The sequence below is a fragment of the Brevundimonas sp. genome (assembly GCF_018608325.1).
Classification (GTDB): Bacteria; Pseudomonadota; Alphaproteobacteria; order Caulobacterales; family Caulobacteraceae; genus Brevundimonas.
Window position 1 is genome coordinate 1 of record NZ_JABAZW010000074.1, and the last position, 15,489, is coordinate 15,489.

Here is a 15,489-nt window from a genome sequence, read left to right on the forward strand (position 1 = left end):
CGGAGCACGGGGCGGCTGGCGCCCGGTGCGAAGTCTGTCGAGCGGATGCCCGGGCGGTTGCTGACCAGATCACCCAGCGACACGGCGGGCGAGGTTGATAGCGCCTGCTGGTCGATGACGTCTGTGGCGATGGTGGTCGCGCGCTGGCTGATGCCGTAGGGCGCGCCCGTGACGATCACGTCGTCGACAGTCGCCGTCTGGGGCGGCGGCGTTGCGGTCTGTGCGGTCGCGGCGCCTGATAGCAGGGCGGATGCTGCGACGCCGAGAAGAAGTGCGCGCGAGGGGGAGGTCATACGCATGGAGAGGAGGACTTTCACCAGAAGGTGCGTCAGTTATGAGATAACATCACATAACGTCAAGCGGTCTTGTTGCGTCCTGCTCCGCTTTTCACAGGCTAACGGTATTGAGTTGGTTGGCTTGTTAGATTTCCTGCTAGGGGCGGAAAATTTCTGCGTTGCGGCAAAGTGGCGTGAGCATAGTTAGGAGCCCTTGTTTTCAGGGGATTTCTGTATGTTTACGAAACGTGGACCAGTCGCTCGCAGAAGCGCGGTTCTCGCTGGTGTCGCCTTCGGTGCTTTAAGTCTTGCTGTCGCCGCCGCGGCGCAGGCTGAAACCGTGGACGTGTCGGCTGACGATGCCGGACAGCAGGTGACAGACGTCATCGTCACCGGCAGCCGCACAGCAGGCCGCACGGTCCAGAACAGCGCGGCGCCGGTTGATGTGATCAGTGGAACGACGCTGACCAACACAGGGGCGTCCAGCACGCTAGAGGCGCTGAACCGCCTGCTGCCGTCATTCAACGTGCCTGCACTGGTGCAGCCTGACCTGGGTTCGATCGTACGCGGCGGCCAGTTGCGTGGCCTCGATCCGGCCTACACTCTTGTGTTGATCAACGGAAAACGTCGCCACACGACGTCTGTCGTCAACGAAGACGGTTTTGCGGGTTCGGTGGCTGCGGACCTGGCCTTGATCCCGGCCGGAGCAATCCAGCGCGTTGAAGTTCTGCGTGACGGCGCATCTGCGGTTTACGGGTCAGACGCCATCGCAGGCGTCATCAATATCATCCTGAAGGACGGAAAGAGCCCCAGCAGCTTTTCGGTCCAGACTGGTCAGTCGTATGAAGGTGATGGCGCGGTCAGCATCATTCGCGGCAATCATTCCTTTGCCCTGGGCGACCGCGGCCATCTGAGCGTGGCGGGTGAGTTCTCGGCGCAGAGCCGGGCTGTCCGCAACTTCCCGCTCAAGTCGACCTATCTGATCTATCCAGCATTGAATGCGGCTGGGCAGCCGGTTCGTCTGGGCGTGAACAACTCGCTGCCGGCGGGGGCGACGGCAGATCCACGTGAGGCGACGCGCGACAACCAACCCTGGAAGAACGCAGGCCAGCATCGGTTCAATACCGGATCGGCCAGTTTCGACTTTGGCTATGACCTGACGCCGACGACCGAACTGTACGCCTTTGGCACCTATGCGCACCGCAAGGCCTGGGCGACGCAAAACTTCCGCCCGGCAAATACGATCTTCATCAACAACCCCGGCCTTTTGTCGGTTTACCCGGATGGCTTCACGCCGTTTGAGGTCACCGAAGAGGATGACTTCGGTCTGACGGGCGGGATCAAGGGGGAGCATGCGGGTTGGAACTGGGACCTGTCCACGACCTATGGTCAGGACAAGATCGACGTCTATACGGCCAATACGGCCAACTATTCGCTGACCTATCCGAACGCGCAGACGGGCTTCTACATCGGTCAGCGCTTCTATTCGAATCTGACGACCAATCTGGATCTGAACCGTTCGGTCGCTCTGGGCGGTCATGATTTCAGCTGGTCGGTCGGCCTGCAGCAGCAGCATGAGACGGCCAAGCTGAAGGCGGGTGAGCCCCTGTCCTATTTCGGCAGCGGGTCGTCAGCCCTGACCGGCTATCAGCCCGTGGATGCTGTCGATGAGACGCGGGATTCATACGCCGCCTACACAGCGCTTTCGACCTACATCACGCCCAAATGGTTCATCGACGGGGCGGTGCGTTATGAGCACTATTCCGACTTTGGCGACAGCACGACCGGGCGGCTGAGCAGCCGCTATGACTTCACGCCGAACTTCGCGGTGCGCGGAACGGTGTCGAACGGCTTCCACGCGCCCAGCCTGGTGACGGCGTCCTATTCGAACACCTCGGACCATGCGGGCGTGCCGTATCGTCTGGCCCAGCCGGACTCCGCCGCCGCCCGCGCTTTGGGTGCACAGCCGCTGAAACCGGAAGAGTCGACCAACTACTCGCTGGGCTTCACCGCCAATCCCGGTTGGGGCGTGCGTCTGGCTCTAGACGCCTATCAGATCGAGGTGAAACACCAGATCGGCGCCTCGTCCAATATCGGCATCGACCGGTCGTCAGGTGTCGCCGTGGACGGCTCGGGGCGCCCGCTGACGCCTGCGCAGGTGACCTATATCGACAGTCTGCTTCAGGGCGCGGGCTTTGCGGCGGGTACGGACATCGTCGTCCACTATTTCACAGACGTCGGCGATACGCGCACGCGCGGTGTGGATTTCACCGCCGAGGCGAACAGCCGCTTCAACTGGGGCAATATCCGCTGGTTGTTCGCGGCCAACTTCAACAAGATCGATGTGACGCGCATTTCGCCAGTGCCGACCGCGCTGCAGAACCTGCCCAACATCGGCACCCTGTCGACGGCCAGCCAGTACAATCTGCGTCACCGCGCGCCCCACGATAAACAGGTGCTGGGCGCCGTGTTTGATCGCGGCCCATGGACCGTGGACCTGCGTGAGGTCCGCTATGGCGAACTGACCCGCTATTCATCGGTTCTGGGCGCGGAATACAAGCTTGACGCCACCTTCGTGACGGACCTCAGCGTCGCCTATCAGGTCAATGACCACCTGCGGCTGACCGCCACCGCCAACAACCTGTTCGATGAAAAGCCGCAACGGGTTCCGCAGAACACCCGCACCGCCGCCAGCCTGGCCCAGTACGAGTACGCCTGGGACAACTCGGGCCCGGTCGGCCTGCTGGGCGGCGTCTATTCCGTCCGCCTCGATTACAGCTTCTGAACCAGAGAAATCCAATGTCAAAATCACCTGAAGATCACCGTCCCACCGAAGCTGAAATCGATCAGGATTGGGCGGATCTGCTGTCGCCTGGTCGGCGTAATCTGCTGGTCGGCTCCGGTTTGGCCGTCGCTGCCGGCTTGGTCGCTTCTGCCAGCGGCGCTCAAGCGCAGGCGCAGGCCCAGGGTCGCGCACCGCGAGGCGGCGCCGCTGCTGCACCGTCGACGCCGCGCAACGCCACGGGCCGCAGTCCGTGGGGCTATGAAACCTACAAGGAACCGGCGGCCCAGCCCGTCAGCGTTCGTCCCGGCGAGCAGACCCTGCCGTCGCTGCCGCGCGCCTACACGGACATCAAGAGCTATCACGCCCACATCTATTTCGACGAAGACACCTACGAAAAGGCGGCTCTGCTGCGGAAGTGGGCGACCGAGCGTTTCCCCGTCGAACTGGGCAACTGGAATCTGGAGCCGCGCGGTCCGCACGTGACGCCGTCGTTCTATTTCGGGTTCAGCAATGAACTGCTGCCGACGCTGGTGCCATGGCTGCAGCTCAACAGCCTTGGACTGACGATCCTGCTGCACCCGAACACCAATGATCCGCGCGCCGACCATCTGTACTACGCACTGTGGGTCAACCGCGCGCAGCCGGTGAACGCCTACAGCATGGCCTCGCACGTCAGTGACGATCGGGTCGAGGTCATCTTCCCCAATGTGACGCCGTCGGTGCCGCTGGAAACGACGTGATCCGCCAATAGAAAGCGCCGCTGCATCGCTGCAGCGGCGCCGGGATGTTCAGAGCCGGGGCGTCGGATGCGACGCCCCGGCTTTTGCCGCTCTAGCGACGGGGCGCAGGCTTCAATGACGCCGCATAGTCCTCGGCCTGTTTCAACAGGCGCAGGGCGTTGCCGGACCAGATGGCGGCGAGGTCGGTTTCCGAATAGCCCTCGGCCAGTAGGCGCTCGGTGATGCGGGGCAGGGCGGCGACATCGTTCATGCCGGTCACGCCGCCGCCGCCGTCCCAGTCGGCGCCGATGCCGACATGGCGAGGGCCTGCGACCGCCAGAATGTGCAGCAGGTGCAGGATATAGTCCTCGAAATCAGCCTGGGTCGCCGGATGGACGCGGTTCAGGGCGCGCAGGCGTTCGACATAGGCTGTGCTCTGCGCGGGGGTGCGATCTGCGGGCGCGCCGAACTCGGTGCGCAGGGCGGCCAGAGCGGCGGCGCGTTCGGGTGTGTCCGGCAGGGCCTTCAGATAGGCGCCGAGTGCGTTGACCTGGATCACACCGCCTGACGCTGCCAGACGGCGCAGACGTTCGTCATTGATGTTGCGGGCATGGTCATAGATGTCGCGTGCGCCCGAGTGGGACAGGATGATCGGCGTCGCTGAATAGGCGATCAGTTGGTCGAACACTTCGTCCGAGGCGTGGGAGGCATCGAGCACCATGCCCAACTGATTGGCCTGGGCGGCCATGCGTCGGCCGGCGGGGCTGAGGCCATGCCAGCGCGGGCCGGCAGGGTCAGTCGCGGAATCCGCCAGTTCATTGTTGGCGAAGTGGACCAGACTGATCATGCGCAGGCCCTGGTCATAGAAGGCCTGAACCTGATCAGGGCGACCCGTCAGGGGATAGGCGTTCTCCATCGAGATAAAGACGACCCGCTTGCCTGCCGCCGCGATGGGGGCGGCGTCGGCGGCCTTGAGCGCCAGGCCGAACTTGTCTGGATGGTCGGTCGCCAGGGCGCGAATGGCGCGGATGCGTTCCTGGGCAATAACCAGCGACGCCGCGGTGGCTTCCGGCGTCAACGGGCCTTGCGATGAATAGACCGCCCACCAGCCCCCATCCAGTCCGCCCTCGACCATGCGGGGATAGTCGACCTGCGATCCTTCCTCGACAGTGTGGCGATCAAGAATGCTCCAGCCTGGCTTGACCAGGTTTATCGGCGTGTCGAGGTGGGTGTCCAGCACCAGCAGGCGCTCATGCAGCGCATGAACCTCGGGCGACAGGGGCGCGTCGTGGGTCGTCTGGGCCGATGCGGCGCCGCCTGCCGCCAACAACAGGCCGCCTAGAGCGGCGCCGATCAGGGCGGATTTTCGAGAAGTAAGCGCCGTCGTATTCAGATGGCGGCGGCGCGACGGAAACATGGATCGAAACATCAGAAACTCGTTGTAAGCGAGACCTGCACCGTGCGGGGCGGGCCGGGACGGAAGGTGGCTGGCGTATTCACCGTGTTGGTGATGGTGCCAAGGTAGTCTTCATCAAGCAGGTTATCGATATTGAAGCGTAGCTTTAAATCGCGCGCCGGGCCAATCGACCAGTTGTCGCCGAAATCGACGTAGGCGTTGACGATCGTATAGGCGCGCAGGGTCTCCGTGTTGGTGAAATTGGTGAAGCGTTCGCCGATGTGTCGTGCCGACACGTTCGCGACGATCCATGAGGTCGGTTCGATGGTGACGCCGCTCTGGATGATCCATTCCGGGCTGTCGGGCACGGTGTTGCCGGAAATGATCAGCGGAGCACCGGTCACGGGCGTGAAACCGGGTAGGTCGTTCTTGAACTCGACGACATTGTAGCTGGCGTTGGCGCTGAAATAGACATAGCCGCCCAGCCCTTCGGGTTTCCAGGTGCCGCTGAACTCGGCGCCGCGGGCTTCGACCTCGCCGACGTTCTGGAAGAAGCTTTCCGTTACGCCGCTGCCGGGTACGGTGACGGCATAGGATTGAAGCCGGTTGTCGAAACTCGTCCGATACAGCGCCAGCGCTGCATTGAAGGTCGGGCGGTTGGTGCGCAGCCCAAGCTCCCAGTTCTTCGAGGTTTCGGCGGCGGGTGTCTTGGCTGTCGGGCTGGCCAGGGCGAAGACGTCGTCCGCGCCACGCGGCAGGGCCAGATTTTCGGCATAGGAAGCGAAGACCTGATCCGTGTGGTTCAGGTTCCAGACCAGGCCGATGTTCGGTAGGAAGCTGTCCGACCAGTTGTCGCTGATCGTGGGCTGGCGTTTGTTGATGTAGTCGGCAGGGTTGCGATAGCCGCTGATGGTGTAGTCGATGTCCAGCGCCTTCACGCCCAGTTCGATCTTCAGCCGGTCGTCCAGCAGGCTGATCACATCCTGAAGGAAGAACTGGCGCGTCTCGCGTGTGGATACGAAGTTGCGTTGGCGGTGAACGGGTTCGTTTTTAAGCAGATCGCCATCGGGACTGCCGCCGACCTGATTATAGCGGGCCTGCGTGCGGTGATAGTCATCGGTCTCGATCCATACGCCACCGGTCAGGCGATGCGAGCCCAGTGTCCAGATGGCGCGGACGACGCCGCCTTTACGTTCGCCAGAAACCTCTGACAGTCCGTACTGCAACCCCTTTGGCGCGGTCAGATCGGTCAGGATGAGGCGCTGGTTATTGTAGCTGGTCAGGGACGTCGCATAGGCCTCTGGCGACACCCCATAACCGTCCTTGTCCTCATAATAGGCGGTGCCTTCCAGGCGTAGATTTTGGGATACGGGCAGCGAGCCGGAAAGGCGGTACAGGGTGTCCGTGCGCTTGTTGACCGCCTGTTTGTAGAACTGGTTGTAGAGCGGGTTCGAATAGACGACGCCCTGCGTGGTCTGGGGCAGGGCAGGCACTTCGCCGAGATAGGCGAAGTTGCGGCCGCTGCGCCCGAAGGCGTCACCGGCTATGCCGTAATACTGGGCTTTGGAGATGGCCGGGGCATCGTAGTCGAAATAGTCGTTCCAGATGATGCCGAACGAAGCCTCTGCGCCATTGGCAGCACGGTACCTCAGCTTGCCCTCTGCGTGTTCGCGATTGATGTCGCCGGGACCGCGCCATAGGTCAGCGGAGAATTTGGAATAGCTGGCGTAGGCCGAGAATGGCCCGTGTTCACCGCTGTCGACCCGCACGAAGCCGCGCCGCAGATTGTCGCTGCCTGCGGACAGGGTGGTGGTGGCCCCAAAAGTCTCGGCTGGGTTGATGGTGATGTACTGAACAATGGGGCCAAGCGATGCATAGCTGGGCAGGGTCACGTCGCCTGCACCCTGAGATGCGGTTACGCGGGCAAGGTTTTCGTTTTCAACGTAACGAAAGATGGGGCTTCCGCCGAACTGGTCGGAGCGGCCCATGGGGGCGCCGTCCAGCACGAAGCCGATCTGCTGGAAGTTGAAGGCGCGCACCGAGACTGAGTTACCGAACTCATAGAGGCCAAGCGCATCATTGGCCTGAACATTAAAGCCCGGAAGCCCCTCCAGCATCTTGAGGCCGGAGACGCCGGCAGGCGCGGACAGCAGTGCCTCGCGCGTGATGGAGATAGTGTTGGAAACCTGATCCGTGCCAATAGCCACGGCAGCCTGAGAGGTCCGCTTGCCTGTGACGACAACATCGCCGAGTTGGTGAGTGCTGTCCTGCGCTAGAACTGAAGTGGTGAAGCTTGCCGCACCGCCAAATGCGACGCTTGCCACCGCAAGTGCGGTGAAGCTCTTAAGGCTATGACGCCGTTGTGGTTGTTGCATGAAGACCCCCTCCTGTCTCGATTTTCAACGACGAATGTCGAGTGTCGTCTGCAGGCAGGGCAAATGAGATCGCCGCAGGGTCGTTGTAGTTTTTCTGTGGTTGAGCGAGGGGCGTGTCTTGGGGAGAAAGGTGGTCATGACAGACGCACATCCCCCGCGCGCCGATCTCATTCTGCTGGAGCCTGGATTTGATGATCCGGCCTTTCCGGGCACAGTTTATTTCGATAGGTACTCTGCATTGTTGGAGGGGGTTCTGCGATCCTATCCGCATCTGGAGAAGCGGATATCCGTGCACCGCGTCGCGTTCGAGCGCCCACGGCGGCTTGTCGCCGATCTGGCCGGCGAGCAGAACCAGACCTTGCCGCGTCTGGTGCTTCCAACGGGCGTGGAGACTGAGCAGCCCGGCCCGTCATATGCAGGCAGGCGCTCGGTTGCAGGCGCAGGGGCGATCATCGCGACGCTGGTTGAGTTGTACGGGATCGCGCCGCCCCATCCGTGACGGGGCGGCGCTTTTGTTGAGGTCGTAAGCCCTTAAGTTCAGGCTGAGGCCTCTCCGGATTGACGTTGCTGTCCCGTCGCCCTCGGGACGTGAATCGTCCAACCGCCGCGCGCCGCACACGACACCGGAACCCGGATGCGGTCGGACGATTGGTGGTTCGTCGAACGATCAGTGTTGGCGGTGCTCTGGATGCGCATGATGGGCTCCCGATTGGTGTGGCGCACCCTTATCAAGAGCGGGTTCAGGCTTTTGGGCAATGGAGATCGTTTTGATGGGGCGTCAACAAAACTAAAATCAGCAGGGTGCAGATCCGGGCAGTCTTTCTGCGTGCCGCGGCAGGGTTTCTGTCATGGCTTGGTAAGCTTGAGTGTGTATCAAGGGTTGTGCTCGCCTTTTGGCGTTCATTCTCGTAACTGGGCCGCGCTCACTATCCCCGGGCGCGGTCTTTTTGCTTTTGCGACCGGGCGTAAGCGCAGCAGAAAGCCTAAAGGTCCCCTGCATACTTCTGGCGCGCCAAGCGAACGGCCTCACGCCTAACCTTCAAATCGAACCTGGTTTTGGAGGAGGCTGTAATGGCGATTAAGCGGGCGATTTCATTTGTGGCGACAGTCAGTGCGCTGGCGCTGCTGGGCGGGGCGCCCGTCTGGGCGCAGGCGCAGAATGCCGAAGCTGTGCACAGGGCGGCGCTGGTGCTGGACGGGCACGCTGACGTGCTGCTGCCCAGCACGCCCGAGCGTTACTATCTGCCGGGGCATGGATCACGGGTGGATCTGGACCACCTGACGCGTGGCGGCGTGGATGCGGTGGTTCTGTCGGTCGCAGTCGGGCCGGGGCCGCGTGATGCGGCGGGTCAGCGCGCGGCGCGGGCAGAGGCCGACGAGAAGCTGGCCAAGATCAAGGCCTTTGCCGCCGAAAACCCTCAGCGTGTCGGCATCGCCTTGAGTGCGGATGATGTCACGCGACTGGTGGGGCAGGGTAAGGTCGCCGTGATCATCGGTTTCCAGAACGCCCGGTCGATCGGTGACGACCTCAGCCAGATCGACGCCTTCTATCGCGATGGCGTGCGGGTGTTCGCCTTCAACCATGCGGGCCATAATGCCTTCTCGGACTCGTCGCGGCCTGTGGACCAGCCGGTGGCGGAGCATCACGGCCTGTCACCCGTCGGGCGCGCCGCAGTGGCCAAGCTGAACGACCTGGGTGTCCTGATCGACGTGTCGCAGTTGTCCAGCGAAGCCCTGGCGCAGACACTGGCGCTGACGCGTGCGCCGGTCGCGGCGACCCATTCGAACGTGCGGGCGCTGATCGACAGCACACGCAATCTGTCTGACGCCGAGCTGGACGCCATCAAGGCGAATGGCGGCATTGTGCAGCTGACGCCGTTCAACTCGTATCTGACGCAGGTGGATGGACGCACCCGTCCGGCTATCAGCGCCCTGCGCGTTCAGTATGGCTTGTCGGCGGAATTCTCTGCGCCCAATGACGGCTATGGCGGTCTGGGCGGCCGTCAGCAGGCCTTCCTTGATGCGTTGAACCCGCTGCTGCCGCGCGCGACGGTCAGCGATTATGTCGATCAACTGGACTATGTGGCCAAGCGGATCGGCTGGGACCATGTGGGCGTTGGCACTGACTTCAACCACGGCGCCGGGATCATTGGTTTTGACAGTGAAGCCGATGCGCCGAACGTGACGCGCGAACTGCTGCGTCGCGGTTATACGCAGGAGCAGATCAACGCGATCTGGAGCGGCAACTTCCTGCGTGTCCTGCGTGCTGCAGAGGCGGCGCGTCGCGCCTGATCTAAGAGGCGGGGCGCACGGTCGAATGGCTGTGCGCTCCAGTCTGGCGGCTATTCGGCGGCTGCGGCCAGACCTGGCGAGCGACGGACGCGGGCGAGATCTTCCGGTGCAAAGTCATCCACGGCGATGATCTCGGCGACGGCCTCATCGGCGGCCTGAAGCTGTTCGATTTCGCCCTTTGACAACAGACCCTGATCCAGCGCGTCACGCCAGTCGCGGATGCGTTGGCGCTTCAAGCGGTCGTGGATCGGTTGGGTCTGGACCACCAGCTCAAACGCATGTTCCAGGCGGCCAACGGCCTGTTCGCCGATATAGACATTCTCTGTCAGACGATCCCGCGTCGCTGACGGCTCCATCAGCAGGGCGGCGCAGGCGCGTACGGTCGCGTCGCGTGGGCCCGAGCGGATGACGCCGAACGGTAGGACGAACACCTTCAGCAGCCACGCGGCAGGGCGGCTGGGGAAGTTGTCGAGGATTTCCTTCAGTCGACGCTCAATGGTCAGGAAGCCCTCCTGCATCACATAGTCCAGCAGGGGCAGGTCCGCAGTCTGACGGCCTTCATCCTCCCAGCGCTTCAGGGCTGCGCTCATCATGTAGAGTTCGGACAGGATGTCGCCGAACCGGGCGGACAGCATTTCCTTGCGCTTCAACTCGCCGCCCATGGTCAGCATGGCCATGTCGGACGCCAGGGCGAAGGCGGCGGCGTAACGGCCCATGCGGCGATAGTAGCGACGCGCCGGGCCGGATTGGGGTGAGGCGCCGAAGCGGCCGTCGGTCCAGGCGCTGGCGAAGGCGCGGCGGGCGGTGCGCAGGCTGTGGACGACGTGGGTCCAGAAGACGGCGTCGAACTGGGCCAGGCCACGCTCCATGTCCTGATCCGCCAGCGCCTCCATCTCCTTCAGGATATAGGGGTGGGCGCGAATGGCGCCTTGGCCGAACACGATCAGGCTGCGGGTCAGGATATTGGCGCCCTCCACCGTAATCCCCACCGGGACTGAGCGATAGAAGTTGCCCAGATAGTTGCTCGGCCCGTCGATCACCGCCTTGCCGGCGTGGACGTCCATGGCGTCATTGGCGGCGGTGCGCATCCGCTCGGTGGCGCCCTGTTTCATGATGGCGGACACGACCGAGGGATGGTGGCCCAAGGCCAGACCTGAGCAGGTGAAGCGGCGCGCGGCATCCAGCAGGTAGGCGTTGGCGGCAATGCGGGCGAGGCGCTCCTGCACACCCTCGAACTGGCCGATAGGGATGCGGAACTGCTGACGGACGCGGGAATAGGCCCCGGTGGTGCGGGCGGCCAGGGCGGCGCCTGCAGCGGACAGGGAGGGCAGGGAGATGCCGCGCCCGGCGGCCAGCGCCGCGTTCAGCATCATCCACCCCTGACCGATCCGCTCAGGGCCGCCCAGAATGGCGTCCAGCGGCAGGAAAACATCCTGCCCCTCGTTCGGGCCGTTGATGAAGGCCTGCATGGACGGCAGATGGCGGCGACCGATGGTGACGCCGGGCGTGTCCGTCGGGATCAGGGCGACAGTGATGCCCAGGTCTTCCTCGCCGCCCAGCAGACCCTCGGGGTCACGCATCTTGAAGGCCAGGCCCAGAACCGTGCTGATGGGGCCAAGCGTGATGTAGCGCTTCTTCCAGTTCAGCCGCATGCCGAGGACCTTGCGGCCCTCATATTCGCCTTCGCAGATCACGCCTTCGTCGGTCATGGACGCGGCGTCAGAGCCTGCCTCTGGGCTGGTCAGGCCGAAGGCGGGAATGTCGCGGCCGTCGGCGAGGCGTGGCAGCCAGCGTTCGCGTTGTTCCTCCGTGCCGAACTTCATCAGCAGTTCGCCGGGGCCGAGTGAGTTCGGCACCATCACCGTCACTGCGGCGGCGACCGACCGGGTCGAAATCTTCCGCACCACTTCGGAATGGGCGTACGCCGAGAACTCCAGCCCGCCATAGGCCCTGGGGATGATCATGCCGAGGAACTTCTCGCGCTTGATGAAGTCCCAGGTCTCTGGCGACAGGTCCATGTCCTCCCAGGTGATTTTCCAGTCATCCAGCATGGCGCACAACTGTTCCGTCGGGCCGTCCAGAAACGCCTGCTCTTCCGCCGTCAGCGTCGCCGGGGGAATGGCGAGGAAGGCGTCCCAGTCCGGCGCGCCCGTGAAAAGCTCTGCGTCCCACCAGACATCGCCTGCCTGAATGGCCTCGGCTTCGGTTGCTGACATCTCGGGCAGAACGGTCTTGGCCCAGGCGTAGAGGGGGCGGCTGAGATATTCGCGTCGGATGGAAGTGGCGGACATGTTCGGCTCCATTTCGATGGAGAGACAACGAATCCGGCGTTGGGAAGGTTCAGGCATCAGGCCTGCGGCGTATCGCGTACAGGACGAAACGCGCCGTCAAACGGGCATTTCGCGGCTGTGCAGAGAAATATCGACCTGCACGGTCGCGTGGTGCGGCGAATCCATCCGTTGTGTACGGATGTTCCTGTCGCCATCTTGCGATCAGACCTACGAATGGAGACGCCGATGGCCCGTAAGCCGAACTACAGTTTTGAGCGCCAGGAACGCGAGCGCGCGGCGGCCAAGAAGGCGGCGGAGAAGGCGGCCCTGAAAGCCGAGCGGAAAGCCGAGGCGGCAGGTGAAAAATCACCGCCCGAGGACCAGTCGGCGGATTAAAGCAATATCTGTCCCTGTTTTCGTTGTTTGATGCGCTGCGAAGCCTTATTCTTGCGCGATGACACGCTGGACCCCCGAAAGTTGGAGAACGAAGACCGCCCTGCACATGCCGGCGGACTATCCGGATCCTCATGCGCTCGCAGTCGTCGAGGACGAACTGCGCGCCCTGCCGCCCCTCGTTTTCGCAGGCGAAGCCCGCCACCTGACGTCGAAACTGGCTCAGGTTGAGCGGGGCGAGGCCTTCCTGCTGCAAGGCGGCGACTGCGCCGAGAGCTTCAAGGAGTTCTCGACGGACAATATCCGCGACACCTTCCGTCTGATCCTTCAGATGGCGGTGGTGCTGACCTTCGCTGGCCGCAAGCCGGTGGTGAAGGTCGGCCGCATCGCCGGTCAGTTCGCCAAGCCGCGCTCGTCGCCGCTGGAGGAGATCGGCGGGGTCGAGCTGCCCAGCTATCGTGGCGACATCATCAACGGCATGGGCTTCACGCCGGAAGAGCGTCTGCCTGATCCGCAGCGCCTGATCCGCGCCTACAACCAGTCGGCCTCGACGCTGAACCTGCTGCGCGCCTTTGCGGGCGGCGGCTATGCGGACCTGTACAATATCCACCGCTGGACGCTGGGTTTTGCAGGCGACAATGCGGCGGGTGCTCAGTACCGCGAACTGGCGGACAAGATCACCGAAGCCCTGGCCTTCATGGAGGCTGTCGGCGTCACGCCTGAAACCCACCCGGACCTGAGCCGGGTCGAGGTCTTCACCAGCCACGAAGCCCTGCTGCTGAACGTCGAAAGCGCGCTGACGCGCCTAGACGGTGGTTCGGGCGAATGGTTCGACACGTCGGCGCATATGCTGTGGATCGGCGAGCGCACCCGTCAACTGGACGGCGCCCACGTCGAGTTCATGAAGGGGATCAAGAACCCCATCGGCGTAAAGTGCGGGCCGACCATGACGTCTGATGACCTGCTGCCGCTGATCGACGCCCTGAACCCGGATAACATCTCGGGACGCCTGACCCTGATCGGCCGCTTTGGTCACGACAAGGTCGGCGAGCGTCTGCCCAAGCTGATGCGTGAAGTGAAGGCGTCGGGCCGCAAGGTCATCTGGTCCATCGATCCGATGCACGGCAATACGCTGAAGGCGGGCAACGGCTACAAGACCCGTCCGTTCGACCGCATCCTGGGCGAAGTCCGCACCTTCATCGACGTGGCCGAGGCTGAGGGCGTCCACCCCGGCGGCGTCCACCTGGAGATGACCGGCCAGAACGTCACCGAATGCATCGGCGGCGCCCAGGCGGTGACGGAGGACGACCTGTCCAACCGCTACCACACCCACTGCGACCCGCGCCTGAACGCCGATCAGGCGCTGGAGCTGGCCTTCCTGGTGGCCGAACGCCTGAAGTCGGGCCGGGTGAACCAGTCGGCTGCGGCCTGACGAACTGAAGAAACCGCCTGGCTTCGGCCGGGCGGTTATTCCGCCCGGGCTTAACGGGCCGACTGACAATTCATTTTGATGCGCATTCCGTTGCTTGCGGGAGCGTCAGGACTTGTCGCGTCCGCACGGGCGCCGCAAAGGCAATCTGTTGTGGTCGCGATGCGGCCACAACGCCGGTCTTTTGTAGAGGCTGGCGCGCATTCAGGACCAATCATGACCGATACGCCTTCCCACGCCGATGAACCCGCCTACGCCCGCGTAGCGTTTCAGGGCGCGCTGGGCGCCTTTAGTCATGAAGCCTGCCTGGCGCTGCGTCCGTGGGATGAAGCTGTGCCGCATGCGACTTTTGCGGAAGCTTTGGCGGCCCTGACGTCCGGTGATTGCGATATGGCCCTGATCCCGGTCGAGAACTCCAGCATTGGGGCGGTTGAACCGGCGGCGACGCTGGTGCGCGAGTCGGGACTGGCCGTTCTGGCGGATGTCTGGCGTCCCATTCGTCACGCCCTCATGTCGGTGGAAGGCGCGCGTTTGGCGGATATCCGCTCGGTCGAAAGCCACCCCATCGCCCTGGCCCAATGCGCCGCCACGCTGAAGACCATGCACCTGAAGGTCATTGAGCATTTCGACACGGCGGGCGCGGCGCGCGATGTCGCTGAAGCGGGGGATATGACACGGGCGGCGATTGCGCCTGTCGGCGCCGCTGAGGTCTATGGGTTGTCGATCTTGCGCAACGATTTGCAAGATTCTAGCGATAATCGGACGCGTTTCCTGCTTTTGGGCGTGTCGCAGGGTTGACTGCGCATAGTCTTTGCGTCCTTTAAGGCCGCTCGGATCGCAAACGATCCTGAATAACCGGACCCGGACCCATGTCCCGCCAGCGCGCTCTTTCTGTTTCTTCCGACCGTATGCGCGCGGTTGCCGGCTATTATTTTGGCTACGGTTTTTACGGCTTTCGATACGCCGGCTGAGGCGTCGGGCTTACTTCGCTCCTGACAGTCTCACCGGCGACCGTTCTGGATCAGAGCGGCTGTTCGCCCCTGCACATCGAAATTCCCCCATGCTGAAAGCCCAATCCAATGCCGAATTCCAACGTCCAACAAGTGTGGCCTGACGTGGCCGATCTGACCCCTGAGCAACAGGCTCTGGCCGCCCTGCGCGCCGAGATCGACAGCATCGATGACCAGATCCTGAACCTGTTCGAACAGCGTCTGGCCGTCGCCGCCACCGTCGGCCGCGCCAAGGACGCGCCCACCGGCCCGCACACCAAGCTGCGCCCTGATCGCGAGCAGACCGTCCTGGCGCGGATGCTGTCCAAATGCCAACCCGAGAACGCCGAAGCCGTCGAGCATCTGTGGCGTGAGATCGTCGGCTGGGGTCTGGCCCGTCAGGGTCGCCTGCAAGTCCAGGTCTGGGCTCCGATCGAGCCGACCCGCGCCTATGACGGCGCCCGCCTGCGTTTCGGCGCCGCTGCGGATATCCGCATGGTCCGCGATCCGCAGAAGGCGCTGGCCTTCGCCGCACACAAGCACCGGGACCAGCGGCGCAAGGATGT

General features: G+C 63.4%; 11 protein-coding genes and 1 pseudogene. 8 read left to right on the forward strand and 4 right to left on the reverse strand.

What is annotated here, in order from left to right:
• Positions 1–299 (reverse strand): annotated as a pseudogene (locus tag QZ281_RS07820) (TonB-dependent receptor); the annotation flags it as partial.
• Between the two features lie 322 nt (positions 300–621).
• On the opposite strand from QZ281_RS07820, the gene QZ281_RS07825 reads away from it, so the two are divergent.
• Positions 622–3,060: a TonB-dependent receptor gene (locus QZ281_RS07825; RefSeq protein ID WP_292226843.1), complete on the forward strand. Its 2,439-nt coding sequence runs from the start codon at positions 622–624 to the stop codon at positions 3,058–3,060.
• Between the two features lie 14 nt (positions 3,061–3,074).
• Positions 3,075–3,800: a DOPA 4,5-dioxygenase family protein gene (locus QZ281_RS07830; protein WP_292226845.1), complete on the forward strand. Its 726-nt coding sequence runs from the start codon at positions 3,075–3,077 to the stop codon at positions 3,798–3,800.
• Positions 3,801–3,891: 91 nt separating this feature from the next.
• Here the strand turns inward: QZ281_RS07830 and QZ281_RS07835 are convergent, their stop codons facing one another.
• Entirely contained in the window at positions 3,892–5,208 is a 1,317-nt protein-coding gene (locus QZ281_RS07835) for a dipeptidase (protein WP_292226847.1), read from the reverse strand.
• Positions 5,208–7,382 carry a TonB-dependent receptor gene (locus QZ281_RS07840; RefSeq protein WP_363297601.1) on the reverse strand — a complete coding sequence of 725 codons (2,175 nt, stop codon included), beginning with the start codon at positions 7,380–7,382 and terminating at the stop codon, positions 5,208–5,210. The genes QZ281_RS07835 and QZ281_RS07840 overlap by 1 nt, the downstream gene beginning before the upstream one ends.
• A 304-nt stretch (positions 7,383–7,686) precedes the next feature.
• Here QZ281_RS07840 and QZ281_RS07845 point away from each other — a divergent pair, with 304 nt between their 5' ends.
• Positions 7,687–8,049, forward strand: coding sequence for a DUF3088 family protein (locus QZ281_RS07845; protein ID WP_292226852.1), 363 nt, complete (start codon positions 7,687–7,689; stop codon positions 8,047–8,049).
• A 572-nt stretch (positions 8,050–8,621) separates the two neighbouring features.
• Positions 8,622–9,842, forward strand: a complete 1,221-nt coding sequence (locus QZ281_RS07850) for a membrane dipeptidase (RefSeq protein WP_292226855.1) — start codon at positions 8,622–8,624, stop codon at positions 9,840–9,842.
• 50 nt (positions 9,843–9,892) lie between these two features.
• Here the strand turns inward: QZ281_RS07850 and QZ281_RS07855 are convergent, their stop codons facing one another.
• Entirely contained in the window at positions 9,893–12,133 is a 2,241-nt protein-coding gene (locus QZ281_RS07855) for an acyl-CoA dehydrogenase (protein ID WP_292226858.1), read from the reverse strand.
• 225 nt (positions 12,134–12,358) lie between these two features.
• Between QZ281_RS07855 and QZ281_RS07860 the strand changes: the two genes are divergently transcribed.
• From QZ281_RS07860 to QZ281_RS07875, 4 genes are all read left to right on the forward strand, one after another.
• Positions 12,359–12,508: a hypothetical protein gene (locus QZ281_RS07860; protein ID WP_201097735.1), complete on the forward strand. Its 150-nt coding sequence runs from the start codon at positions 12,359–12,361 to the stop codon at positions 12,506–12,508.
• A 58-nt stretch (positions 12,509–12,566) separates the two neighbouring features.
• Positions 12,567–13,937, forward strand: coding sequence for a class II 3-deoxy-7-phosphoheptulonate synthase (locus QZ281_RS07865; protein ID WP_292226869.1), 1,371 nt, complete (start codon positions 12,567–12,569; stop codon positions 13,935–13,937).
• Between the two features lie 213 nt (positions 13,938–14,150).
• On the forward strand, positions 14,151–14,732 hold the full coding sequence (locus QZ281_RS07870; RefSeq protein ID WP_292226870.1) for a prephenate dehydratase domain-containing protein: 582 nt from the start codon (positions 14,151–14,153) through the stop codon (positions 14,730–14,732).
• A 317-nt stretch (positions 14,733–15,049) separates the two neighbouring features.
• On the forward strand, positions 15,050–15,489 hold a 440-nt coding region (locus QZ281_RS07875; protein ID WP_292226871.1), incomplete at its 3' end, for a chorismate mutase.

What these genes read in the sequence shown, in the direction of transcription:
- QZ281_RS07830 (WP_292226845.1), top strand. Translation starts at nt 3,075, where the DNA reads ATGTCAAAATCACCTGAAGATCACCGTCCCACCGAAGCTGAAATCGAT.
- QZ281_RS07835 (WP_292226847.1), bottom strand. Translation starts at nt 5,208, where the DNA reads ATGTTTCGATCCATGTTTCCGTCGCGCCGCCGCCATCTGAATACGACG.
- QZ281_RS07845 (WP_292226852.1), top strand. Translation starts at nt 7,687, where the DNA reads ATGACAGACGCACATCCCCCGCGCGCCGATCTCATTCTGCTGGAGCCT.
- QZ281_RS07850 (WP_292226855.1), top strand. Translation starts at nt 8,622, where the DNA reads ATGGCGATTAAGCGGGCGATTTCATTTGTGGCGACAGTCAGTGCGCTG.
- QZ281_RS07855 (WP_292226858.1), bottom strand. Translation starts at nt 12,133, where the DNA reads ATGTCCGCCACTTCCATCCGACGCGAATATCTCAGCCGCCCCCTCTAC.
- QZ281_RS07860 (WP_201097735.1), top strand. Translation starts at nt 12,359, where the DNA reads ATGGCCCGTAAGCCGAACTACAGTTTTGAGCGCCAGGAACGCGAGCGC.
- QZ281_RS07865 (WP_292226869.1), top strand. Translation starts at nt 12,567, where the DNA reads ATGACACGCTGGACCCCCGAAAGTTGGAGAACGAAGACCGCCCTGCAC.
- QZ281_RS07870 (WP_292226870.1), top strand. Translation starts at nt 14,151, where the DNA reads ATGACCGATACGCCTTCCCACGCCGATGAACCCGCCTACGCCCGCGTA.